Source organism: Bradyrhizobium sp. LTSP885 (assembly GCF_000938305.1).
Lineage (GTDB): Bacteria > Pseudomonadota > Alphaproteobacteria > Rhizobiales > Xanthobacteraceae > Bradyrhizobium.
This window is the reverse complement of record NZ_JYMT01000040.1, coordinates 63727-84287: the sequence shown is the minus strand read 5'-3', so window position 1 is coordinate 84287 and position 20561 is coordinate 63727. Positions and strand designations below refer to the sequence as shown.

Sequence of the window (20561 nt, the reverse complement as noted above, 5' to 3'; positions counted from 1 at the left end):
CCGTTCGCCAGCCCCTGTTAGCACGAACCCAACCGTCATGCGGCCAATTGGTTCAGCCCGAATTGGTTTCGTCATGGCGCCGGCTTTGCCAGCGGCTCGCCGGCCTTGACGATGTAGACCCCGAGCACCTTCATGGCCTTGTCGCCGGAAGCCTTGGCGTCGTGCACGGCCCCCTCCGGAATCTGGTAGGAATCGCCCGCTTTCAGCTTCATGGGCGGCTTGCCGTCGATCAAGAGTTCAAGCTCGCCCTCGAGCACGTAGCCGGTCTCAATGCCCGGATGGCTGTGACGGCCCGACGCGCCCCCGGCCGGAACCTCGGCGATTGCGGTCACGGTGGTGTAGCCCTGCGGGAAATCGACCTTCTGCAGCGGCGTCCGCTTGATACCGGTTTACGGCGAAGGCGATCACGGTCAGTCCGAGCACGATTTTCTTGAGCATCTGTTTGTTCTCCCTGGCGGCGGAAGCTTAGCAGTGCCGCCATGGCGCGAACAGTTGGTCAACCTCAGACCTTAGGAGGTTCAACGCATGCGCCGATGATCTCGCGGCACGCAATCGTGTCCGAGGATGTCCGTTCATCTTCGCCACTCATTGAAGAGGGCGCAGGGAAAGCCGGGTGCCGATCGCACCCATGGGTCCCGTGCAACAAAAAGCACGGGAGTAGGACCACAGGTGTAACCGGAAACAACCCGGCTTTCCCTGCGCGATGGGTTACGGCTTATACGTGCTCTCCCCGGCGAGACCAGACTTGCTTGTCACCGCCGTCCGCGAGAGACCTTGGTCTCTTGCGGACAGGACACCTGCCACTAGGGCGTCAGGCCTGCACGATTTCGCCGTCCACGTCATGCGCACTCGTCTGTTGCGCAATCCGCGTCCACCGCATCCCGCCGCGCGTTCGTGACGTGCGCACGCCCCTCTCATCGGGCGGGACGGGGATATCTATACAGTGAGTTGGTGTTTCGATAAACCGAAATATTTTTCGCGGCAGGCCTTGCGCCGTCGGGCAACTCAGCGCTACGCGCGCGCATAACGGAAGCGAGCCGCCAACTGAGGCGGCCTCTAGATGTTGAAGATGATCCGGGACGCCAGGATCACCGAAAAGACGCCGAGCCCGATGATGGCGATTTTCAGAACGCGGTCGGCTGCCATGGGCGCATCCTCACCTTGCGAGTTTCGGATTCATCCGTCCGCCGGGAATTTTGTGAGTCATCGGGCCGCTGGCTTTTTCGGGCTTGTGCTCGAACCGACCAACCTTGCGAGTGCCTTGCCATAGCTCAACGCCGTGCCCGTTGACCAGGGACTTGGCGCGCGCATTGGCTGCATCGTCGTTCGGGCACTCAAAGTCAAGACGCCTCAGGATAAGGTCGCCAGAACCTATGATGTAGGCGCGGTACTCGATCATCTATTTAGGCGCTTGCAGCCCGGGAAACCTCAACCATTCGCTCATATGCGAGGCGGTCTCGGCCTGTCGTGCTTTTCGGATCAGCCGCTCCCGTTCAGTGCCGGGCAGTGTTTCCCTGGCTTGCTTGCGCAAACGCTCAGCCTCATTGATGAGGCGATTTTCGAGAGGTTCGGATTGCTTGAAGCGGCGCCGCGTTTCCATGACGCGCTCCTTTCCACAAGAGAAAGGCGAGAGCGCCAGCCGGGCGTTCTCATCACCGATAAGAGCCAAAGGGCGGGGCGGTGATGAGGTAGTCTGGCGCGTCCGGTGACGAGTTGATGGTCAATATTGACCACCTCGGAAAGTTAATGGAAGCAAAACAGGGCAATCCCAACTTGGGCCACTTGGAATTACCGCGTCTCATTCCAGGGGGGGGGGCAGTCCAGTGTACTAAATTGACCTGTCAGCGATCGACAGTTGATGCCGGGGTCGTAACCCGGCCTGTAGCGGGATGATCGCGACGTGCTTCTTCGATTTACGTTCGGCCCAGACCCGGCTATCGTGAGCCAAGGTCTGCGGCGCTCGCAGCTCGCGTCAACCGCCACGACAAACTGCCGTGCGGTTGGTCGACTCGTCTTACTTCTTCTCAGGCACCCACGCGGTGCTTGCCTTGTCGTAGCTGAATCCGGGCGCGCTCTTCAGATTATCCTTGGTCTCGTCGAGCGTGAGCCACCACTTGTCGTTCTTCTTCTGGGTCTTCACGGCGGTGAACGGCACGATGACATCCTTCTCGCCCGCGCCGAGAAATCCGCCGACGCCGATGACGAGACCGGTCACCTGGCCTTGCTTGTTGACGAGCACGTCATCGACGTCGCCGATCTTGCTTTCCTTCGGGTCGTACACCGACTGCTTGTAGTAGTTGGTCACGGTCCAGCTTTCCGACGGGGACGCCGACATGCTTGTCGTCGCGGCATAGGCGGCGGTGGACAGGATGGACGCGAAGGCAATTCCTGCTGCAAACTTTTTCATTGATAGGGCTCCTCTTGGAAAGTGAGCCCAATCAACGAGCAATCGGCACTGCAGTTCCTCTTGCCATTCCGAGTCGGCATTTTACCGCTTCCAGCTTAGGAAACTTCATCGCCGCGGCGGGTTAATTGGCGGGTCGGGGTCTTCCAAGACCTGGCCTGCACGGTCCCTGCCTCGAGTCCCCCATCCCCCAGGGCAGGACCGTGCTTCAGGGAGGAAACGAGAATGGCGAGCGAAGAGCAAATCCGGAATTACGCGCACCGGCTCTGGGAAGAGGCCGGGCGGCCCGACGGCAAGGATGCCGAATTCTGGCATGCGGCCGAGGTCGAGTTGAACGCAGAGAGCGAGAGCCCCGACGCGCCAACCCAGCCTGACCAGCCTAACAGCACGACCATTCCCGGCTGATGAAGAAAGGCCTGCTCTCGGCAAACGTAGCTCGTCGCCGAGAGGACGAGGCGCGTTGGCGTTGAGACACTTTGTCCGACCCGCGCTTGAGCAGGAACTTAGTCGGAAGCGTGCGGTTGCTCCATGCAATCAACCTTACCGCGGAGACGACCATGGCGAAGATGAAGAAGCTCGAAGACCTGTTTCACGACACCCTCAAGGATGTCTATTTCGCGGAGAAGAAGATTCTCACGAATCTGCCAAAAATGGCGAAGGCCGCCCAGCATGGCGGACTGAAAGCAGCTTTCAAAAAGCACCGCGGCGAGACCGAAGGTCAGATCGTTCGCCTGGAGCAAGTGTTCGCCGAGATCGACAGGAAGCCTCAGGGCAAGACGTGTGAGGCGATCGTCGGCATCGCAAAGGAAGGCCAGGAAGTCATGGATGAGTACGAGGACATGCCTGCCCATGACGCCGGATTGCTCGCCGCCGCGCAGGCCGTCGAGCACTACGAAATGGCCCGCTACGGTACGCTCCGCACCTGGGCCGAAGAACTCGGCTACACCAAGTCGGTCAAGCTGCTGCAAAAAACTCTTGATGAGGAACGTGCGACCGACGCCGCGCTGACCAAACTGGCGAAAGCCGTTATCAATCTGGACGCTGAAAGAGACGAAGCCGCCTGATTGCAGGGCGCCCCGACATGCGGGAGCGCGTTGCCGTTGCATCGCGCTCCCGACCAAGGCTGCACTCGTTCGTTCTCCCGCCTTTTGAGCACCCGCTTCCATTTCCCCGCGGCAGGAACTCCTGCCGCTGCGTGCCGTTGGGTCCGCAGAGGAGTCTCCAATGACGAACAAGACGAATCCAGTCGAGCAGGAGCCGGGTGAAAAGCAGCCCGGCAAATACCACTACAACCCCGGCAATATGTCCGGCAAAACGGCTGAGAAAACCGACACGGCCAAAGATGAATCCGATCAGGTGAATAACGCCGACAAGAAAACCGATCAGCCTCACAAGTAAGCGTAGAGCCAACGGGTCGCGCGAATGCGCGCCCGATGGCTGGCTCCGCGATATCCGGGTTTATTGTTTGGTCCCGCATATCGCAAATGCTCATGCGGGCTACGCGTGCTTCAGCGCTTGATCCCGGCAAACGCTGCGGCAATCCCGCGCTGGAACAGCGACCAGTCGAAACCGAGCGCGAGCGCGAGGTAGCCGCGGTCGATCATCGCATTGGCTTGGTCCGCGGTACGCGCGACGCCGCCGATCGGCACGCCGCTTCGCATGATGCCGTCTTCGGCGCGCTGCATCAGCGCGACCACGTCGGGATCGTCGGGCAGGCCGCGCTTGTTGATCGAGGTGGCGAGATCGCCGGGGCCGATCACGGCGAGGTCGATGCCTGGTGTCGCCATGATCTCGTCGATGCGGTTCACGGCCTCGACATGCTCGATCGTGATCATGCAGATCATGTCGTCGTCGGCGGTCGCCATGTAGTCCGCCATCGAGACGCCCCAGCGGAACGGGGCGTGGAACGGCCCCCAGAGCCGGTCGCCCTTCGGCGGATAGCGCACGCTGCGCACCGCTTTCGCGGCATCCGCAGCGTTGCAGATCATCGGAAAATTGATGCCGAGCGCACCGATGTCCATCGGCGCCTTGGCAAGCCACGGCTCGTTGGCCGCGATCCGCACCATCGGCACGCACGGGGTGCCTGACGTCGCCACGATCATCGCATGTGCGGTGCCGAGGTCGATCGGGCCGTGCTCGAGGTCGACGATGATCCAGTCGAGCGATTGCGCCATGATCTGCACCGTCTGAATGCTCGGAATGGTCGCGATCGCGCCGAAGGTCGGGCGCTTCTCGCGCCACTGCTGGCGCAGGCGGTTGAGCGGCGTCAATGGTGCGGATGTCAAAGGCAATTCTCCCGCGGTGAAGGTGAGGGGAAACTAGCAGCACACCGTGACGGCGAAAAGGAGCAGGCCCGGACGCGGCTGCCGAACAACGGAGCGGGGCGCGAGCGACGCAGGGTTTTCCGTTCTGGCGCGATTGGACCCGCGCGGCGGCTGGCGCGTTGGAAATCAACCTGATGTCCGATCTGGAGAGCCATGCGCACCGCAGCCCAAATTCGAGCAAGCCGCCCCCGCCGCGGAGCAGTCTTTCCGGTTACGATCCGGCCGACCCGGGCGGATGTCGCGATCGCGAACACCATTGCCCGCAATACCGCGCCTGCTCCGGAGCAAATCGCCCGCGCAATGACCTGGGGCGCCGATGAAAAGGTGCTTCTCGTTCTCGCCGCCGCCGGCTGGCTTGCCTCGCGCGGCCGCAGTGAAGCGCTGCAGCGCGCCGGCAATCATGCGGTGCTGGTGACGGCAGCGGTGTCGCTGCTGCCGCACGGGATGAAAGTCCTGTTCGACCAGACCCGCCCGGATCGCCGGACCGTGATCGGGCACGTGCACGGCATCTCGTTCTCCGGCAAGCGCGAGGACGCGTTTCCCTCCGGCCACGCGTTCCACATGGGCGCGCTCGCCTCCGCGGCCGGGACATTGCCGGCCGGTCCCCGCCGGGCGATCCGAGCGCTCGCGGTCGGCCTCTCGCTGACGCGCATTGCGGTTCTCGCGCATTGGGCGAGCGACGTGGTGGTGGGATTTGCGCTGGGAGCGACGCTGGAACGGCTGCTGCGATCGTGGACCGGCTATCCAGCCGACGCTTTGAGGCAGAACGAGCCGCGAGGACGCCCTTAGGCCGGAGATTTCACTCCCGGCGATGTCAGCCATTCCGTCATATTTGCTGCAGCCTCATCGAGCCGCGCCTTTCGGAGCATGGCGTCTCGCTCGATACTGGGAGCAAGTCCCTTTGCTCGCTCGCGCAGCTCTCTTGCTTGCTCCGTCAGTCGCACTCCAAGCGGCTGCGCGTGCTTTACGCGGCGGCGTTCCATTCACTTTCCCTTCGTTCGGTTCCTGCCCGGAACGGGACTCTAAACAGCCGGAGAAAGCGGAAGTTCCTTCTGGGCCGCCGCGTGACAGGCCGTTGACAGTTCGCCAGGGCCTGCGGGAGTCGCGCGAGCGGCCTCCTTGGTGATGGCTGAGATCGAATTTCCAGACTTCCGAACGATACCAGCGAACTGTTCGTCCGACAGCTTGAGGCGCTTGCGCAGGATCTTGACTTGCACTTTGTCTCTCAAATCCAGCGAATTGCGAAAATAGGTGGGCTTGCGGCTGATCATTGTGTTTCGTCTGCGATGGGAGGATACAGACCGCGACTTGGGCGGGCATTACGCCGCCTTGGTCGCGATGGTGACTGTCCCGCTCGTTGCGAAGATTCCGTCTCCACCAAGAAAACTTGCGGTGTGAACCAACGTTCCCCGCATCTGGAAATATCTGCATCCGGCCGTTAAACTGCGCCTCAAGCCAGTTTCTGCAGCTCGCGGCTCAGTTCGTGCAATTGATAGGGCTTGCGCAGGATCGCAAACTGCGAGCCGACGTCCTTTGTCGAGGCGCTGTAACCGGTCACGAGCAGGATCGGCATTTCAGGGTCTTTCTCGCGGATGGCTTTGGCCAATCCGACCCCATCCATCTTGCCAGGCATCACGACGTCACTGAAGACGATGTCGATGCCGTTCGTTTCCAGCTCCGCCAAGGCGGCTGGCGCGTCGGCAGCCCAGCGTACGCGGTAGCCGAGCTGTTCGAGCAAACCGGTGCTGACGACCGCGACCTCGGGATTGTCCTCGACAAGCAGGACGGTTCCGCGTCCCTTCGATAGCGATGGCTCCTGATCGATTGTGAGTTGCGCGGCTGCTTTCGGCAGCCAGATGGTAATGGTGGTGCCTTCGCCCAAGGCGCTCTTGAGCGCCACACTTCCTCCAGCCTGATGCGCAAAACCATGCACCTGGGACAGGCCAAGGCCGGTGCCTTTGCCGACCGCCTTGGTGGTGAAGAACGGATCGAAGACTTTCGCGGCGATGTCGTCAGGAATTCCCACACCGGTATCTCGCACGGATATGGCCACCTCCGCCTTGTCCGGAACGTTTTTCGCACTGATCGTCACCGTACCGCCATCAGGCATCGCATCGCGAGCGTTGATGACGAGGTTCACGAGCGCAGTCTCGAACTCGTTCGGATCGACCTCGATGTTCCAGATATCGTCCGTGATCTCGAATGTGAGGATCACGGAACTCCCCAGTCCGCTCTTCAGCATGTCGCGGAGCACGTCGATCCGCTCGGACAATGAAATGGATTGCGGTTGAAGGCTCTGCCGCCGGGCGAAGGTGAGCAGCTGGCTGGTCAGCGATGCCGCGCGTTGCGAGGCGCCCTCAATCGATTGCAGCGCCTTGAGCGCCTTCTCCCCGGTGATCTCCTTCCGTATCGCGTTGAGACTTCCGGAAATGATCATCAGGATGTTGTTGAAGTCATGGGCAATGCCACCCGTGAGCTGGCCGAGCGCGTCGAACTTTTGGGATTCGGCGAGTTGCCGCTGCATCACTGCGAGCTTTTCCTGCGCTTCTTTCCGTTCACTGATGTCGCGGGTGATCTTGGCAAAGGCAATCAGCTCGCCGGCGTCGTTGCGGATGGGGTCGATGACGACACTGGCCCAGAAGAACGAGCCGTCCTTGCGGACCCGCCAGCCTTCCTCCTCGTAACGGCCGGTGTCCTGCGCAATTCGCAGCGCCCTGGCGGGCTTTCCCGCCGCCTGGTCGAGGGGGGTGTAAAAGCGCGAGAAATGCTGGCCGACGATGTCCTCGGCGGAATAGCCCTTGATGCGCACGCCGCCTGCATTCCAGTTCGATACGATGCCGGTCGGATCAAGCATGTAGAGGGCGTAATCGGTGACGCCTTCGACCAGCGTCTTGAACTGGTTTTCGCTTTTCGAAAGATCGGTCAGCGCGTTTTGGCGTTCGGTGATGTCGCGCGTGATCTTGGCAAAGCCGATCAGCTTGCGCTTCTCGTAGATCGGGTCGATGACGACAGAGGCAAAAAACCGCGAGCCGTCCTTTCGGACGCGCCAGCCCTCGGCGATAAAATGCTTCTCCCTTCGGGCGGTTTCCAGTGCCCGTTTCGGCAGGCCGGCGGCGCGGTCCTCGGGCGTGTAAAACGTCGAAAAATGCTGACCCAGGATTTCCCTGGCCTTGTAGCCCTTGATGCGCTCAGCCCCTTTGTTCCAGTTGGTGATGTGACCTTCCGGATCCAGCAGATAGATGGCGTAGTCGGTGATGCCCTCTACGAGCAGGCGGAAATTGCGCTCACTCTCATAGAGATCTTGTTTCTGTTTGCCGCCAGCCATCACACCTCCAGATTACCTCCAGCAAACGGGGTTGGAGCACAATCGTTCCAAGCCGATGTCACGTCGACGCATTGGCGGCATGCTTCTTTAGGCGAGGGCTGACAACGCGAGAGCCGGAGCCGCTGGACCGCGCCGGGGGAAGCCGCAGGCTCAGGCCGGGACGCGGCCGCCGAAGAACGGTGTCAGCGCCTGCGTCAGGCGATGCGGGCGCTTCGAGGTGAAGATCATCTCGGCGCCGGCCGTGTCGCTCTCGCGGCAGATCGGACCGAGCAGGTCGGAGACGCGGCGGGCGATCGCGGGCGCTGGATCGATCCAGTCGACCGGCCAGGGCGCCAGCTTTGTCAGCCGGTCCAGCAGCAGCGGATAATGCGTGCAGGCGAGCACCACAGTGTCGGTGCGGGCGGGGTCGTCGGCGCCCTGGCCTACGAAGCAGGGCGCGAGCTCGGCTGCGATATCCTCGTCGCGCACGGTCTGTCCGCTCAGGGCGGCTTCCGCCAGCGAGGCGAGCTCGCCGGAACCGACCAGCGTGACCTCGCAGCCTTGGGCAAAGTCAGAGATCAGCTTGCGGGTGTATTCCCGCTTCACGGTGCCCCTGGTGCCGAGCACCGAGACCCGCCGGGTCTTCGAGGCGGCGCAGGCCGGCTTGATCGCGGGTACGGTGCCGACAAAGGGCAGCCTGTAAGCGTCACGCAAATGCGACATCACAAGCGTGGAGGCGGTGTTGCAGGCGATCACGACGAGGTCGGGTGCATGGGCCTCGATCAGCTCGCCGACCAGCGGCACCACGCGGGCGATGATCTCGTCCTCGCTGTGGTGGCCGTAGGGAAAGAAGGCGTCGTCGGCGACATAGACGTAGCGCGCCTCGGGCCGCGCCCGGACCACCTCGCGCAGCACCGTGAGGCCGCCGAGGCCGGAGTCGAAAATGAGGATGGTGGGTGGGGCTGACACGCGCAAATTCTATCCGAACCAGGGTTACCATTCAGTTGTTTTTGGCCTCCGCGTGACCTTGGGCCACACAAGGCGGCGACATTGCGGAATTTTAAATGGCCTTGATCGATACCTGTCACTATCAAGGCAAGCTATTGCTTTAACGTGCAAATCCGAGACACGCCGCAGGGGGCCAAACGACCATGATCCGTAATACCGCCGCGAGCTGGGGCTCGCTCGCTCGCGCGTTCCATTGGGTGCTGGGCGCAGCCATCATCGGCATGATCGCCTATGGCTGGTGGATGAACCATTTTCCGGCGCGGCCGGATCGGTTCTTCTATCGCTCGATCCACGCCGATATCGGCTATCTGGTGCTGCTGCTCACCGTGCTCCGGCTGCTGTGGCGGGGCGTCAATCCGACGCCGGACCTGCCGTCGGACTTATCATCCTGGCAACGGGTCGCCGCCCGCGTCAGCCATGGCGCGCTCTATGCCGTCACCATCCTGGTGGCGGTGCTGGGTTGGGCGCATTCCGGCGCCCGGACGCCTGACTATTCCAGCTTCTTCGGCCTGTTCCACGTGCCGCAGATCACCTCGTCCGACAAGGCGGCAGCCGGGGCCTATGAGGATCGCCATATCTTTTTCGCCTATGTGCTGCTGGCGCTGATCGTGCTGCATCTCGCCGCCGCGGCCTTCCATCATTTTGTCAGGCGCGACCGCGTTGCCGCGCGCATGGTGGGCGCGGGGCAGGCCGACCGCGCGACTTAAGATCGCTTGCGGACTGGCCGCGCCGCCTGCGGCCGTTTTCACCCAGTTCCCTTTCTGATTGTACCTTGCCTCCGAAGCAATTTCAGGCAAGCATCCTGCTTTTGCGATTTTTCAGGCGGAAGCATCCATGCCAAAGAATATTGTTCTGCTGTCCGACGGGACGGGAAACAGTTCTGCAAAGGTCTTGAAGACCAACGTCTGGCGGCTCTTTCAGCTCCTCGATCTTCGCGACCCGACCAGCCAGATCGCGTTCTACGATGACGGCGTGGGAACGTCGTCGTTCAAGCTGTTCGCAGCGCTTGGCGGCATCTTCGGCTTCGGACTGAAGCGCAACGTGATCGCGATCTACAGTTTCTGCTGCCGCAATTACCAGGCGGGCGATCAGATTTATTGCTTCGGCTTCAGCCGCGGCGCCTTCACCATCCGCATCGTCGCAGGCCTGATCGCCTCGCAGGGCGTCGTTCCCTACAACAACAACGAGGCAGATCTGGCGCGCTTCGCCGCGGACGCCTATCGCGCCTATCGGCGGCGCTTCGACGGCGGCATCCTCAAGGCGCTTGGCCGTTGTCACATCGACCTGCGGAGCGTGCGGGATTTCTGCATTCGCACCTGGCGCGGGCTGTGGGGGCAGCGCGTCGCGACGCTTCCCGCCACACCGGTCGAGAGCATCCGCTTCGTCGGGATCTGGGACACGGTGGACGCCTATGGCGGGCCGATCCAGGAGATGACGCGCGCGATCGATTACTGGGTCTGGCCGCTGTCGATGCCGGACCACTTCATGAGCGCCAAGATTCATCGCGCCTGTCACGCGCTGGCACTTGAAGAGGAACGCGACGCGTTTCATCCGGTGATCTGGGACGAGCGCTATGTCCGCGGCACCGCCGACGTCCCGGGGCGCAAGAAGAAGAGCTGGCTGTTCGACATCAATTACGACCCGCGGCCCGCGGCGGCACAATTGGCCGATCTGTTGCCGCATCTGCGCACCGACCTGCCGCTCGCCGATCGCGAACGCATCAGCCAGGTGTGGTTCACCGGCGTCCACGCGGATATCGGCGGCGGCTACCCGCAGAACGGACTGTCCTACGTCACGCTGGACTGGATGCTGGACCGCGCCGAGCCCTACGGTCTGCGCACCCTCGACCGGCAGCGAGAGATTACGGTCGATCCGCTGATCGATCCGACGGACAAGCTCAACGACTCCCGCAAGGGGCTGGCGGGCTACTACCGCTACAAGCCGCGCAACGTGCTCGAAATCTACCTCGATCCGTCCTATAAGCTGTCGGTCCGCAGCGATGCGTGCCGCATCTGGCGGCTGTTGCATCACTCGCAGGATCCGCAAACCGAAATTCTCGACGATCTGCATCCGAGCATGCCGCGGGTGGTGTCGCCGGTGCCGACGCCAACCCTCCATCATTCGGTGTTCGACCGCATCGTCGACGGCACCGATCGCTATGCGCCGGTGGTCGTTCCCGCGATCTACAAATGGGTCGATGACGCCGGCACGGCACATGTGGGAGCCTACCAGCCGCCCGATCAGGGATATCCGCGCTCGCATGTCCAGGACGATGTCTGGAATTGGGTCTGGCTGCGGCGCGTGGTCTATTTCCTGACGGCGTTAGCCACCGCCTTCGTCGCCTTCATTCCCTATTTCGTGATCTACGTGCCGGGCTTCGGCGCCGACACCGTCGGCGGGTTTGTCAATCCGATCGTCAACACAGGTGCCTCGTTCCTGCCGGGTTTCCTCGATCCGTGGTTCGTGGCGTTCCGCAACGGGCCGGGATTCGTGCTGATCGGCGCGATCGCAATTCTGGCTTTCATGTATGCGGGCGCCGGACTGCAGCGAAAGGTCCGCGACGTTGCGCGCATCGCCTGGCATTCGCCGCTGGATTATCCCGCGCTCACCGGGTGGCGCGCGTTCGTCTACAGACTGCGACGGCGTGGCTGGTACAGGGCGGCGTTCTATCTGCTGACGCACTGGACCCTGCCAACGCTCATCATGTGGTGGCTGTTCTGGTGGCTCGCCTTCGGCACCGCCAACACGCTTGGATTGGTGTGCAAGGGAACCGGGGGCATTGCCGTCGAGGGCGTGGTGGTGGCGCCAGCACGGATGAACACCGCCAAGGCCTGCAACGCGACGGGATTGCGTGTCGTGCAGGGCGAGAAATACAGCATCACGCTGAAGGTCGACAAGACATGGGAGGACGACGGGATCAAACCGGATCCCAACGGCTACCGCGGCATCCATTCGGTGCATCAGTTCTTCGGCTGGCCGTTCAAGCGCCTGATCTGGTCGAACTGGTCTGCGACCATCCTTCGGGTCGGCGGCCCCGGCTTCGAGGAGCATCTGCTGCAACTCAAAGGGCCGGGCGGCGGTGTGTGGACCACGACGTTCGTACCGCGGGCCAGCGGCGAGGTGTTCCTCTACGTCAACAACAGCACACTCAGCCTGCCGGGGATCTACGACTTGATCTACCGGGAGTACAATAGCGGCACCGCAGTGGTGATGATTCAGAAAGTGCCGACGCCGGCCGCGAATTGATCGCGGCCGGGTCACCAAAGGAGCTCTAGCCCGCCGGCATCGTCTTCTCGACCAGCCGCACCCAGTAGGATGCGCCGTGGCCCAGAATGTTATCGTTGAAGATGTAGCCCGGGTGATGGCATTCGTTGCCGTCGCCCATGCCAAGAAACACGAAGGCGCCGGGGCGGGCTTCCAGCATGAACGAAAAGTCTTCAGCGCCCATCAGCGGCGTGGTGCGGTCGTCGACGCGGTCGTTGCCGACCACATCGCGCGCCACGTCCGCGGCGACGCCGGCCTCGCGCGCATGGTTCATCGTCACCGGATACATCCGGTTATATTTGGTCTCGGCCGATCCGCCATAGGCGCGGGCAACGCTGTCGGCGACTTCGCCGATGCGGCGTTCGACGAGATCGCGGATCTCCGGATCGAGCGTGCGCACGGTGCCCGCGAGATGCGCGATCTCCGGAATGACGTTGAAGGCGGTGCCGGCATTGAACTTCGTGATCGAGATCACGGCCGACTTCAGCGGATCGACATTGCGCGCGACGATCGACTGCAGGGCGTTGACGATCTGCGACCCGATCAACACGCTGTCGACCGCGCGGTGCGGACCGGCACCGGCATGGCCGCCCTTGCCGTGGACCGTGATCTCCAGCGAGTCCGCCGAGGCGAGCAGCGCTCCCGGCTTGGTGGCGAAATGGCCCTCAGGCAGGCCCGGCATGTTGTGCAGGCCGTAGACCTCCTGGATGCCCCAGCGGGTCATCAGGCCGTCGTCGACCATCGCCTTGCCGCCGCCACCGCCTTCTTCGGCGGGCTGGAAGATGACGATAGCGGTGCCGTCGAAATTGCGGGTCTCGGTGAGATATTTCGCCGCGCCCAGCAGCATCGCGGTGTGGCCGTCATGGCCGCAGGCATGCATTTTGCCTGGGACCTTGGAGGCGTAGGCCACGCCCGAGGTCTCCTGCATCGGCAGCGCATCCATGTCGGCACGCAGGCCGATAGTCTTGCCCGAATTGCTCTTGCGGCCGCGGATCACACCGACCACGCCGGTGCGCCCGATGCCGGTCACCACCTCGTCGCAGCCGAACTCGCGCAGGCGGTCGGCGACGATGCCGGCGGTGCGGTGGACGTCGTAGAGCAGTTCGGGGTTCTCGTGGAAATCATGGCGCCAGGCGGCCATTTCATCCGAGAGGGCGGCGACGCGATTGACGATGGGCATGGGCAGGGTCCCTTGTTGTTGTTAATTCGTAGGGCGGGTTAGCGTAGCGTAACCCGCCGCGGTGTGTCTGGGAATGGCGGGTTACGCCTTCGGCTAACCCGCCCTACGATTACGCTTCCCCGAACACCCGCGTGAAGATCGTGTCGACGTGCTTGAGGTGATAGCCGAGGTCGAACCGCTCCTCGATCTCGGCGTCGGTGAGATACGTCTTCACGTCGGCGTCCTGCTTCAGCAGCGTCTGGAAGTCGCCTTCGCCGCGCCACACCGGCATCGCGTTGCGCTGTACGTATTTGTAGGCGTCCTCGCGGCTGGCGCCCTTTTGCGTCAGCGCCATCAGCACGCGCTGCGAATGCACCAGGCCGCCGAGGCGGTCGAGATTCTTCTGCATGTTGGCAGGGTAAACCAGCAGCTTCTCGATCAGGCCGGCGAGACGGTTAAGCGCGAAGTCGAGCGTCACGGTGGCATCGGGGCCCATCATCCGCTCGGCCGAGGAGTGCGAGATGTCGCGCTCATGCCAGAGCACGACATTCTCCAGCGCCGGCGTCACATAGGCGCGCACCATGCGCGCGAGGCCCGAGAGATTCTCCGACAGCACCGGGTTGCGCTTGTGCGGCATCGCCGACGATCCCTTCTGGCCCTCGGAGAAGAATTCTTCCGCCTCCAGCACCTCGGTGCGCTGCAGATGGCGAATCTCCACCGCCAGCCGCTCGACCGAGGCGGCGATCACGCCGAGCGTCGCAAAATACATCGCATGGCGGTCGCGCGGAATGACTTGCGTCGAGATCGGCTCCGGCCGCAGGCCCATCGCCTTGGCGACGTGCTCTTCGACCCGCGGGTCGATCTGGGCGAAGGTGCCGACCGCGCCCGAGATCGCGCAGGTCGAGATCTCGTCACGCGCGGCGACCAGGCGGGCGCGGGCGCGGCTGAATTCGGCATAGGCATAGGCGAGCTTCAGGCCGAACGTGACCGGCTCGGCATGGATGCCGTGGGAGCGGCCGATGGTCGGCGTCATCCTGTGCTCGAAGGCGCGCGTCTTCAACGCTGCCAGCACACGATCGAGGTCGGCGAGCAACAGGTCGGCGGCGCGCTTGAGCTGGACGTTGAGGCAGGTGTCGAGCACGTCCGACGACGTCATGCCCTGGTGCACGAACCGCGCCTCGGGGCCGATGATCTCGGCCAGATGGGTGGTGAAGGCGATCACGTCGTGCTTGGTCTCGCGCTCGATCTCGTCGATCCGCGCGACATCGAAGGTGGCGTCCTTGGCCTTGGCCCAGATCGTCTTCGCGGCCTCCTTGGGGATCACGCCGAGTTCGGCCTGCGCGTCGGCGGCATGCGCCTCGATCTCGAACCAGATCTTGAAACGCGTCTGCGGCTCCCAGATGGAGGCCATTTCCGGGCGGGTATAGCGGGGGATCATCGAAAACTCCGGAGCAGGTGGGCGGGGCGCGACAGGGCGTCCGGCCGATTTGTTTTTACGCCGCGCTATAGCAAATCGGGCCCGGGGAGGCCACCTCTACGGGGCTCTTGGGAGGGGAAAACGGGGGCGTTTCGAGGGGCCAAAATCCAGTTGGGCGGCAGACTCCGCTTTACCTCGCCCCGCGTGCGGGGAGAGGCATAGGCCGCCTTTGGCGGCCGTCTTTAAGAACGCCGAGGCGACGCCTCGGCTATGACGCATCGTCAGATGCGTTCCGGGTGAGGGGGAGTCTCCGCGAATCCATCTATCACCGTGTGCGCGGAGACAGCCTCTCACCCAATCCTCTCCCCGCGAAGGGCGGGGCGAGGGAGCAAAGTCCCTACAAATTGGCCAGCCCGCATTCGACGGCCAAGCGGACGAGCTGCGCGTCGGTTCGCATGCCGGTCTTGGCCTTGATGAGGTAGTGGTAGTTCTGCACGGTCTTGGTGCTGAGGTTGAGATTGTCCGCGATCTGCTCCTTGGTGCTGCCGGCCGCGAGCTGGCGGAGGATCTCGATCTCCCGCTCGCCGAGCTGATCGAGCACCGATTGCGTCGGCACCAGGCTGTCCATCGCCAGCACCCGGGCGATATCGTCGCTCATCGCGTGCTCGCCGCGGGCCACGATGCGGATCGCATCGATCAGCGCCGCCGGTTCGCTGCCCTTGGTGACGAAGCCGCTGGCGCCGGCGCCGAACGCGGCCTTCACCTGCGCGGCTTCGCTGTGCATGCTGAAGACCAGGATGTGGGCGTCGGGGCTGCGCGCGCGGATGTTGCGGATCGCCTCCAGGCCGCTTGCTCCCGGCATCGAGATATCCATGATCACGACGTCGGGCTCGTGCGACTTGAACGCGCGATACGCGTTCGCCGCGTTGTCGGCTTCCGCAACCACGCGGAAATCGTCCTGATGTTCCAGCACGCGCCGGTAGCCCTGCCGGACGACGGGATGGTCGTCAACCAGCAGGATCGAGATATCTCTGGTCTTCGACGTGGTCATCACGCGGCGAGCGGGATGGTGGCGGCGACGCTGAGGCCGCGGCTTGCGCGTGCGATCGACAGTGAGCCGCCAAGGGCTGCCACGCGTTCGCTGACGCCGGTGAGGCCGAAGCCCGCCGACCGCGCCACCTTGGCCGCATCGCCGCCGCCATCGTCCTCGACGCGGATCAGCAGCGTATTCTCCGGTCCAGCTCGCCGCTCGATCCGCAGCACGATCTCGCGGGCGTCGCTGTGGCGCAACGCGTTGGTCAGGCATTCCTGCGCGACGCGGTAGGCGGTGGCAGCGACTTTGCCGCTGATATCGGCGAGATCGCCGTGCAGGTCGAGCTGGATCAGCGGCTGCGTCGTGGCCTGCGATCGCCAGCTGTCGACGAGGTCGACGAGGCTCGCCTCCAGCCCGAGCTCCTCGGCCGGCGGATGGCGCAGCCGGCTTAGCGTGCCGCGCAGGCAGGTCATGATATGGCGCGTCGCCTGCGAGATCATGCGGGCATCCTGCGCGATTTCGCTTGCGTTGGTCTTGTCTTGCTTGTTTTGCGTACTGCTCGCCTCGATCGTGGTGGCGAAGGCCAGGACCGCGGTCAAGTTTTGTCCGAACTCATCGTGCAGCTCGCGGGCCAGCGCGCGCCGCTCGTCGTTGCGGATTTCGAGCAGGCGCCGGGTCAGCACGGCGCGTTCCTCCTGGGCCTGCGCGAGGCGCTCGCCGAGATCGCTTACCGCCTGTCCGATCATCGCCAGTTCCATCGAGCGGATCCGCGGCAATGGTGTCCGGTATTGGCCATCAGCCATGCGCTGCAGCGCCGCGACGATCGAGCGTGCCGGCGCCAGTGTATGCGCGATGGCCAATGAGGCCAGCAGCGCGATCGCCAACGCCATCAGCAGCGCGACGTGGATGTTATCAAGGATGTGCTGCCAGGCCAGCGCGATCGCGGCATCCGGATCGGGGTTGGCGAGCACGGTTCCCGCGGTTGCGGCGCGGGTGCTGATCGGCTGCGTCACGGTTGCATGATTGCCGAGCACGGTCTGCACGATGGCGCCAAACCAGCGCGGCGGCGCCCTGCCGATCCCCTTGCTCTGGCCGCACAGTGGCCTCTCGAACGCGCCCGCGGGCTCGAACTGGACGCAGATCCCGGGCGAGATCAGCCCCATCGTCTCGATGGTGCGCCAGTCGGGCGACGGCAGCAATTGCTCGCGCATGCGATTGCTGCGCAACAGCAATTCACGCCAGTAGAGCGCTTCGAGCGCTTGCGAGACTCGCTCGGCGGATGCGGACGTGGCGCGATCGACGCTGCGATAGGCATCGATCGTGGCCCAGATCGTGGCCGCTCCCAGGCACAAGGCGACGATAACGAGCAGGCGGGCGACCAGTTGAAGCACGAGGCGCATGCGATCCACTCCGCAATCTGTGGCTAAGCGTAACAGCAGCGCCATTCCCCGCCAATTGCAAGCCGGGCGATGCCAGCAGGTCGGGAAATTTGCCCGATGATGCTTGGGCAGATGTCTTTGGACGGCGCCTGCCGGCTCTGGTCTTCTGTTCTGGCGAGGCAGTCTCGCAGGGAGTTCACGCAGCATGAGTGCCAGGAGCGGAGCCGCGGCCGCATCGTCAGGCACGGACACGTCGGAACGCAGCGTCCTGCTGCTCTGGATGATCTTCACCGGCATCTCGATCTTTGCCGTGTTCCTGCTCTGGCGCTACGGGCTGGTCCGTCTGATGGTCAGTTCCGACCGCACCTACATTTCGAGCGTGATCGCCGTTCTCTACATCGTCACTTGTGCGCATTGCTTCTGGCGGACGCGGGCGATCGCGCGGGAGGGAGAGGAGGCTCGGGGCTGTCGCGCGATCCTGGCAGCGCCCGACGGCGCCAAGGCGCTTGCCACCGATGCGCAGAGCCTGCCCGGCGGACTGGTCAGCGATCACATCCGCAGCCTGATCCAGAAGGCCAAGGCGCAGGCCGGCGCCCGGATCGACCAGACGCTGCTGCTCCGGACACTGGCGGACCGTCTGCGCGGTTCCAACGGCTTTGGCGCCTTCGTCTCCGACACGCTGATGAAGCTCGGGCTGCTCGGCACCATTATCGGCTTCATCATCATGCTGGCGCCAATCGCGACGCTCGATGCCGCCGACAAGGTCGCGATGAAATCATCGATGGGGCTGATGAGCGACGGCATGGCGGTCGCGATGTACACGACGCTGGCGGGTCTGATCGGATCGATCCTGGTCAGGATCCAGTACTACATGCTCGATTCCGCGACCCAGCGGGTCTTTTCCGATGCCGTCATGCTGACCGAGACGCATGTTACGCCGGCTTTGGAACGCCGTCATGATGGATGATTTCGGCCTCTATCCGCGCGAGGAGTCATTCGATCCGCTCGGCGTGATGCTGTTCAAGGCGCTGCAGGTGATCTCGTTCCTGTTCTTCCTGGCGCTGCTTTCGGTGTCGCCGGATGCCAAGGACGGCAAGATCGAGTCCAAGGCCGAATTCATCATCACGATGGACTGGCCGGACAATCATCCTGACGATCTCGACCTGTTCGTGCAGGACCCCGCCGGCAACATTGCCTGGTACCGGCATCGCGAGGCCGGGTTCCTGACACTCGACCGCGACGATCGCGGCGGCGCCAACGACTTCATCGTGGTCAACGGCAAGAAGATTCAGTCGCCGATCCGCGAGGAGATCGTCACGGTGCGTGGCATCGTCCCCGGCGAATACACCGTCAACATCTCGCATTTCCAGGCGACGACCGGCGAGCCGGTCGAGGCGAATGTGAAGGTGCAGAAGCTCAATCCGACGGCGCAGGTGATCTTCGACAACAAGCTGACCGTCACTCACACCGGCGACGAGAAGACCGCGGTGCGGTTTCGCCTCGATTCCGAGGGCAAGGTGATCAACGTCGACCAGCGGCCGAAATCGCTGCTCGAGACGTTTCGCAATGTCCGCGCCAACGGTGCCGATCTCGACCCGAAGACAGGGGTGAGGATGCACCGTGAGTAGCTTGCAGTCGGTCATCCTCACGCTCGCGGTCGCCTATGCAGTGATCGGTGCGCTGTTGTTGATCGTATTGGTCTATGCGCGGCTGCATTGGTCGGTGAAGGCGATCGCAATCATCGTGACCAGCACCTTCTATGTCGTCAGCTTCGGCGGTATGCGCGGGCTGCTCGGCTGGGCCACAACGGACCGGCTGCCTGCGGCCTTCAAGCTTCTGCAGGCGCGGATCGTCGAACCGCATTCGCTGGAGGGCGACCCTGGCGCGATCTATCTCTGGGTCGAGGAACTCGACGACGACAATCGGCCAAGCGCCGTTCCCCGTGCCTTCCGCGTTCCCTACACCGACGCGCTGGCCGAGCAGACCCACACCGCGGAGAACGAGATCAAGGCCGGGCATGCGCAAGGCGGCCGGGCTGCGGATTTTGGCGGAGGCGAGGGGACCATCCTGGACCTCGTCAGGGAGTACGTCACGCCGAAGACGATTCTGGAGACCTCAGGCGGCGATTCCACGACCGGCGAGTTCAGGCCCCCGCCGGCGGGGGCACAAGGATCGGTTTTCACGCCGCTGCCGCCGCCCCGGATGCCGCCCAAGGACGCCGAATAGGCCCGAACTGGTTCACAAGCGCGGGCTGGTTCTCGGGTTCCCGAGGTCCCAGGGCAGCCCGAGCTCATTTTGCCGACCGGTGGATTAAAAATAATCGTCTGACAGATATTGAAATCTGTCAGCGCGATGGTATATTCACGATGACGCCGGGGCTAGGGTGTCACGTGGTGTTCGGCGTTTGGCCGGCGGCTCGGCCTAAACTTCAATGACTACCTCTAAGGACTACCCCCATGACTATCGAAATCATCCATTTGACCTCCCAGATTCAACAGTGGCTCAACGTTCGCGTCGCCCGCCATTTGGCCGCCCAGGCCGCCAAATTCTCCCGCGGCCAGGACAGCGATAACCAGACGGTAAACGCATGAACGAGACGGTGGTTTTGACGCCCGAGCGGATCCTCGAAGCAACCGAGGATGTTTTGAGGCGCTTCGGGCTCGCCAAGGCCACCGTCGTCGACGTTGCCCGTGCGTTGGATGTCAGCCACGGCAGCGTCTACCGCCATTTCCCCAGCAAGGCCTCGCTGCGCGATGCCGTCGCCAAGCGTTGGCTCGACCGGGCCAATGAGCCGCTGTGCAAGCTCGCGGCGGCCTCAGGCCCGGCGCCGGAGCGGCTCGAGCGATGGCTGCGCACGATGTTTGCGATCAAGCAGAAGAAAGTCTGCGACGATCCTGAGATGTTTGCGACCTATCTGGCGCTGGCGCAGGACGCCCGCGAGGTGGTGGAGGCCTACAAGGACAAGCAGGTCGACCTGCTCGCGAAGGTCCTGTCCGACGGTGTCGCTCAGGGCGTGTTCGCGATCGACGACGTCAAGGCAACGGCACGCGCCGTGTTCGATGCGACCGTCCGCTACCACCACCCGGCGCATGCCGAGGAATGGGCCAAGCCGGAATGCCCGTCGCGGATCGAAGCCCTGATCAGCCTGCTGCTGAAGGGCCTGGAAGCGCCGCGCAAGCACTAGCGCCAGCTTTCTCTTCCGATATTCCATCATCGACTGATGCCTTTGGCCCGATTGCGAGCCAGGGGTTGCGTGTGCTTGATATCGG

At 63.4% G+C, this 20561-nt stretch carries 22 protein-coding genes and 1 pseudogene; 11 read left to right on the top strand and 12 right to left on the bottom strand.

Annotation, left to right across the window (positions count from 1 at the left end; translation table 11 throughout):
* Positions 1–71 precede the first annotated feature (71 nt).
* From UP09_RS27600 to UP09_RS27585, 4 genes and pseudogenes are all read right to left on the bottom strand, one after another.
* A pseudogene (locus UP09_RS27600) lies at positions 72–438 on the bottom strand (cupin domain-containing protein).
* Between the two features lie 718 nt (positions 439–1156).
* Positions 1157–1399 (bottom strand): hypothetical protein, encoded by a 243-nt coding sequence (locus UP09_RS27595; protein WP_044541493.1) that lies wholly within the window; start codon positions 1397–1399, stop codon positions 1157–1159.
* Positions 1400–1600 carry a hypothetical protein gene (locus UP09_RS37145; RefSeq protein WP_082070324.1) on the bottom strand — a complete coding sequence of 67 codons (201 nt, stop codon included), beginning with the start codon at positions 1598–1600 and terminating at the stop codon, positions 1400–1402.
* Between the two features lie 414 nt (positions 1601–2014).
* Complete coding sequence (locus tag UP09_RS27585; RefSeq protein ID WP_044541491.1) at positions 2015–2407, bottom strand: PRC-barrel domain-containing protein; 393 nt, start codon at positions 2405–2407, stop codon at positions 2015–2017.
* A gap of 222 nt (positions 2408–2629) precedes the next feature.
* On the opposite strand from UP09_RS27585, the gene UP09_RS27580 reads away from it, so the two are divergent.
* From UP09_RS27580 to UP09_RS38220, 3 genes are all read left to right on the top strand, one after another.
* Positions 2630–2809 carry a DUF2934 domain-containing protein gene (locus tag UP09_RS27580; RefSeq protein WP_044541490.1) on the top strand — a complete coding sequence of 60 codons (180 nt, stop codon included), beginning with the start codon at positions 2630–2632 and terminating at the stop codon, positions 2807–2809.
* A 152-nt stretch (positions 2810–2961) separates the two neighbouring features.
* On the top strand, positions 2962–3468 hold the full coding sequence (locus UP09_RS27575) for a YciE/YciF ferroxidase family protein (protein ID WP_044541652.1): 507 nt from the start codon (positions 2962–2964) through the stop codon (positions 3466–3468).
* 160 nt (positions 3469–3628) lie between these two features.
* Positions 3629–3802, top strand: coding sequence for a hypothetical protein (locus UP09_RS38220; protein ID WP_197082750.1), 174 nt, complete (start codon positions 3629–3631; stop codon positions 3800–3802).
* Between the two features lie 110 nt (positions 3803–3912).
* Here the strand turns inward: UP09_RS38220 and UP09_RS27570 are convergent, their stop codons facing one another.
* The gene (locus UP09_RS27570; protein ID WP_044541489.1) at positions 3913–4689 is read right to left on the bottom strand and encodes an HpcH/HpaI aldolase family protein; all 777 of its coding nucleotides are present in this window, start codon (positions 4687–4689) and stop codon (positions 3913–3915) included.
* Positions 4690–4881: 192 nt separating this feature from the next.
* Between UP09_RS27570 and UP09_RS27565 the strand changes: the two genes are divergently transcribed.
* Positions 4882–5517, top strand: a complete 636-nt coding sequence (locus UP09_RS27565; protein ID WP_044541488.1) for a phosphatase PAP2 family protein — start codon at positions 4882–4884, stop codon at positions 5515–5517.
* 233 nt (positions 5518–5750) lie between these two features.
* On the opposite strand, the gene UP09_RS37790 is transcribed toward UP09_RS27565, so the two are convergent.
* The 3 genes from UP09_RS37790 to murI all read right to left on the bottom strand — a co-directional run bounded on the left by UP09_RS37790 (position 5751) and on the right by murI (position 9001).
* Complete coding sequence (locus UP09_RS37790; RefSeq protein ID WP_044541487.1) at positions 5751–5999, bottom strand: DUF3606 domain-containing protein; 249 nt, start codon at positions 5997–5999, stop codon at positions 5751–5753.
* Positions 6000–6178: 179 nt separating this feature from the next.
* Entirely contained in the window at positions 6179–8053 is a 1875-nt protein-coding gene (locus UP09_RS27555; RefSeq protein WP_082070311.1) for a hybrid sensor histidine kinase/response regulator, read from the bottom strand.
* Between the two features lie 150 nt (positions 8054–8203).
* On the bottom strand, positions 8204–9001 hold the full coding sequence (gene murI / locus UP09_RS27550; RefSeq protein WP_044541650.1) for a glutamate racemase: 798 nt from the start codon (positions 8999–9001) through the stop codon (positions 8204–8206).
* Positions 9002–9183: 182 nt separating this feature from the next.
* On the opposite strand from murI, the gene UP09_RS27545 reads away from it, so the two are divergent.
* Positions 9184–9747, top strand: a complete 564-nt coding sequence (locus tag UP09_RS27545) for a cytochrome b (protein ID WP_044541486.1) — start codon at positions 9184–9186, stop codon at positions 9745–9747.
* A gap of 127 nt (positions 9748–9874) precedes the next feature.
* Positions 9875–12286, top strand: a complete 2412-nt coding sequence (locus tag UP09_RS27540; protein ID WP_082070310.1) for a T6SS phospholipase effector Tle1-like catalytic domain-containing protein — start codon at positions 9875–9877, stop codon at positions 12284–12286.
* 25 nt (positions 12287–12311) lie between these two features.
* Here the strand turns inward: UP09_RS27540 and UP09_RS27535 are convergent, their stop codons facing one another.
* The 4 genes from UP09_RS27535 to UP09_RS27520 form a co-directional block, all read right to left on the bottom strand.
* Positions 12312–13484, bottom strand: a complete 1173-nt coding sequence (locus UP09_RS27535; protein ID WP_044541485.1) for a M20 aminoacylase family protein — start codon at positions 13482–13484, stop codon at positions 12312–12314.
* A gap of 109 nt (positions 13485–13593) precedes the next feature.
* Positions 13594–14901 (bottom strand): adenylosuccinate lyase, encoded by a 1308-nt coding sequence (gene purB / locus UP09_RS27530; protein WP_044541484.1) that lies wholly within the window; start codon positions 14899–14901, stop codon positions 13594–13596.
* Between the two features lie 376 nt (positions 14902–15277).
* Positions 15278–15931: a response regulator gene (locus UP09_RS27525; RefSeq protein ID WP_044541483.1), complete on the bottom strand. Its 654-nt coding sequence runs from the start codon at positions 15929–15931 to the stop codon at positions 15278–15280.
* Complete coding sequence (locus UP09_RS27520) at positions 15931–17313, bottom strand: sensor histidine kinase (protein WP_044541482.1); 1383 nt, start codon at positions 17311–17313, stop codon at positions 15931–15933. The genes UP09_RS27525 and UP09_RS27520 overlap by 1 nt, the downstream gene beginning before the upstream one ends.
* A 184-nt stretch (positions 17314–17497) precedes the next feature.
* Here UP09_RS27520 and UP09_RS27515 point away from each other — a divergent pair, with 184 nt between their 5' ends.
* The 5 genes from UP09_RS27515 (at position 17498) to UP09_RS27500 (ending at position 20476) form a co-directional block, all read left to right on the top strand.
* Positions 17498–18259, top strand: coding sequence for a MotA/TolQ/ExbB proton channel family protein (locus tag UP09_RS27515; protein WP_044541481.1), 762 nt, complete (start codon positions 17498–17500; stop codon positions 18257–18259).
* Complete coding sequence (locus UP09_RS27510) at positions 18249–18920, top strand: DUF2135 domain-containing protein (protein WP_044541480.1); 672 nt, start codon at positions 18249–18251, stop codon at positions 18918–18920. Before UP09_RS27515 ends, UP09_RS27510 begins: the two co-directional genes overlap by 11 nt.
* The gene (locus tag UP09_RS27505) at positions 18913–19518 is read left to right on the top strand and encodes a hypothetical protein (protein WP_044541479.1); all 606 of its coding nucleotides are present in this window, start codon (positions 18913–18915) and stop codon (positions 19516–19518) included. The genes UP09_RS27510 and UP09_RS27505 overlap by 8 nt, the downstream gene beginning before the upstream one ends.
* Positions 19519–19748: 230 nt before the next feature.
* The gene (locus tag UP09_RS38765; protein ID WP_283806022.1) at positions 19749–19883 is read left to right on the top strand and encodes a hypothetical protein; all 135 of its coding nucleotides are present in this window, start codon (positions 19749–19751) and stop codon (positions 19881–19883) included.
* Entirely contained in the window at positions 19880–20476 is a 597-nt protein-coding gene (locus UP09_RS27500; protein WP_044541478.1) for a TetR/AcrR family transcriptional regulator, read from the top strand. The genes UP09_RS38765 and UP09_RS27500 overlap by 4 nt, the downstream gene beginning before the upstream one ends.
* Positions 20477–20561: the final 85 nt, after the last annotated feature.

Excerpts from the sequence above, each read along its gene's own strand:
- UP09_RS27515 (WP_044541481.1), top strand. The coding sequence starts at position 17,498 with ATGAGTGCCAGGAGCGGAGCCGCGGCCGCATCGTCAGGCACGGACACG.
- UP09_RS27595 (WP_044541493.1), bottom strand. The coding sequence starts at position 1,399 with ATGATCGAGTACCGCGCCTACATCATAGGTTCTGGCGACCTTATCCTG.
- UP09_RS27545 (WP_044541486.1), top strand. The coding sequence starts at position 9,184 with ATGATCCGTAATACCGCCGCGAGCTGGGGCTCGCTCGCTCGCGCGTTC.
- UP09_RS37790 (WP_044541487.1), bottom strand. The coding sequence starts at position 5,999 with ATGATCAGCCGCAAGCCCACCTATTTTCGCAATTCGCTGGATTTGAGA.
- UP09_RS37145 (WP_082070324.1), bottom strand. The coding sequence starts at position 1,600 with ATGGAAACGCGGCGCCGCTTCAAGCAATCCGAACCTCTCGAAAATCGC.
- UP09_RS27585 (WP_044541491.1), bottom strand. The coding sequence starts at position 2,407 with ATGAAAAAGTTTGCAGCAGGAATTGCCTTCGCGTCCATCCTGTCCACC.
- UP09_RS27565 (WP_044541488.1), top strand. The coding sequence starts at position 4,882 with ATGCGCACCGCAGCCCAAATTCGAGCAAGCCGCCCCCGCCGCGGAGCA.
- UP09_RS38765 (WP_283806022.1), top strand. The coding sequence starts at position 19,749 with ATGACTATCGAAATCATCCATTTGACCTCCCAGATTCAACAGTGGCTC.
- UP09_RS27555 (WP_082070311.1), bottom strand. The coding sequence starts at position 8,053 with ATGGCTGGCGGCAAACAGAAACAAGATCTCTATGAGAGTGAGCGCAAT.
- purB (WP_044541484.1), bottom strand. The coding sequence starts at position 14,901 with ATGATCCCCCGCTATACCCGCCCGGAAATGGCCTCCATCTGGGAGCCG.
- UP09_RS27520 (WP_044541482.1), bottom strand. The coding sequence starts at position 17,313 with ATGCGCCTCGTGCTTCAACTGGTCGCCCGCCTGCTCGTTATCGTCGCC.
- UP09_RS27535 (WP_044541485.1), bottom strand. The coding sequence starts at position 13,484 with ATGCCCATCGTCAATCGCGTCGCCGCCCTCTCGGATGAAATGGCCGCC.
- UP09_RS27500 (WP_044541478.1), top strand. The coding sequence starts at position 19,880 with ATGAACGAGACGGTGGTTTTGACGCCCGAGCGGATCCTCGAAGCAACC.
- UP09_RS27580 (WP_044541490.1), top strand. The coding sequence starts at position 2,630 with ATGGCGAGCGAAGAGCAAATCCGGAATTACGCGCACCGGCTCTGGGAA.
- UP09_RS27525 (WP_044541483.1), bottom strand. The coding sequence starts at position 15,931 with ATGACCACGTCGAAGACCAGAGATATCTCGATCCTGCTGGTTGACGAC.
- UP09_RS27575 (WP_044541652.1), top strand. The coding sequence starts at position 2,962 with ATGGCGAAGATGAAGAAGCTCGAAGACCTGTTTCACGACACCCTCAAG.
- UP09_RS27510 (WP_044541480.1), top strand. The coding sequence starts at position 18,249 with ATGATGGATGATTTCGGCCTCTATCCGCGCGAGGAGTCATTCGATCCG.
- UP09_RS38220 (WP_197082750.1), top strand. The coding sequence starts at position 3,629 with ATGACGAACAAGACGAATCCAGTCGAGCAGGAGCCGGGTGAAAAGCAG.
- UP09_RS27540 (WP_082070310.1), top strand. The coding sequence starts at position 9,875 with ATGCCAAAGAATATTGTTCTGCTGTCCGACGGGACGGGAAACAGTTCT.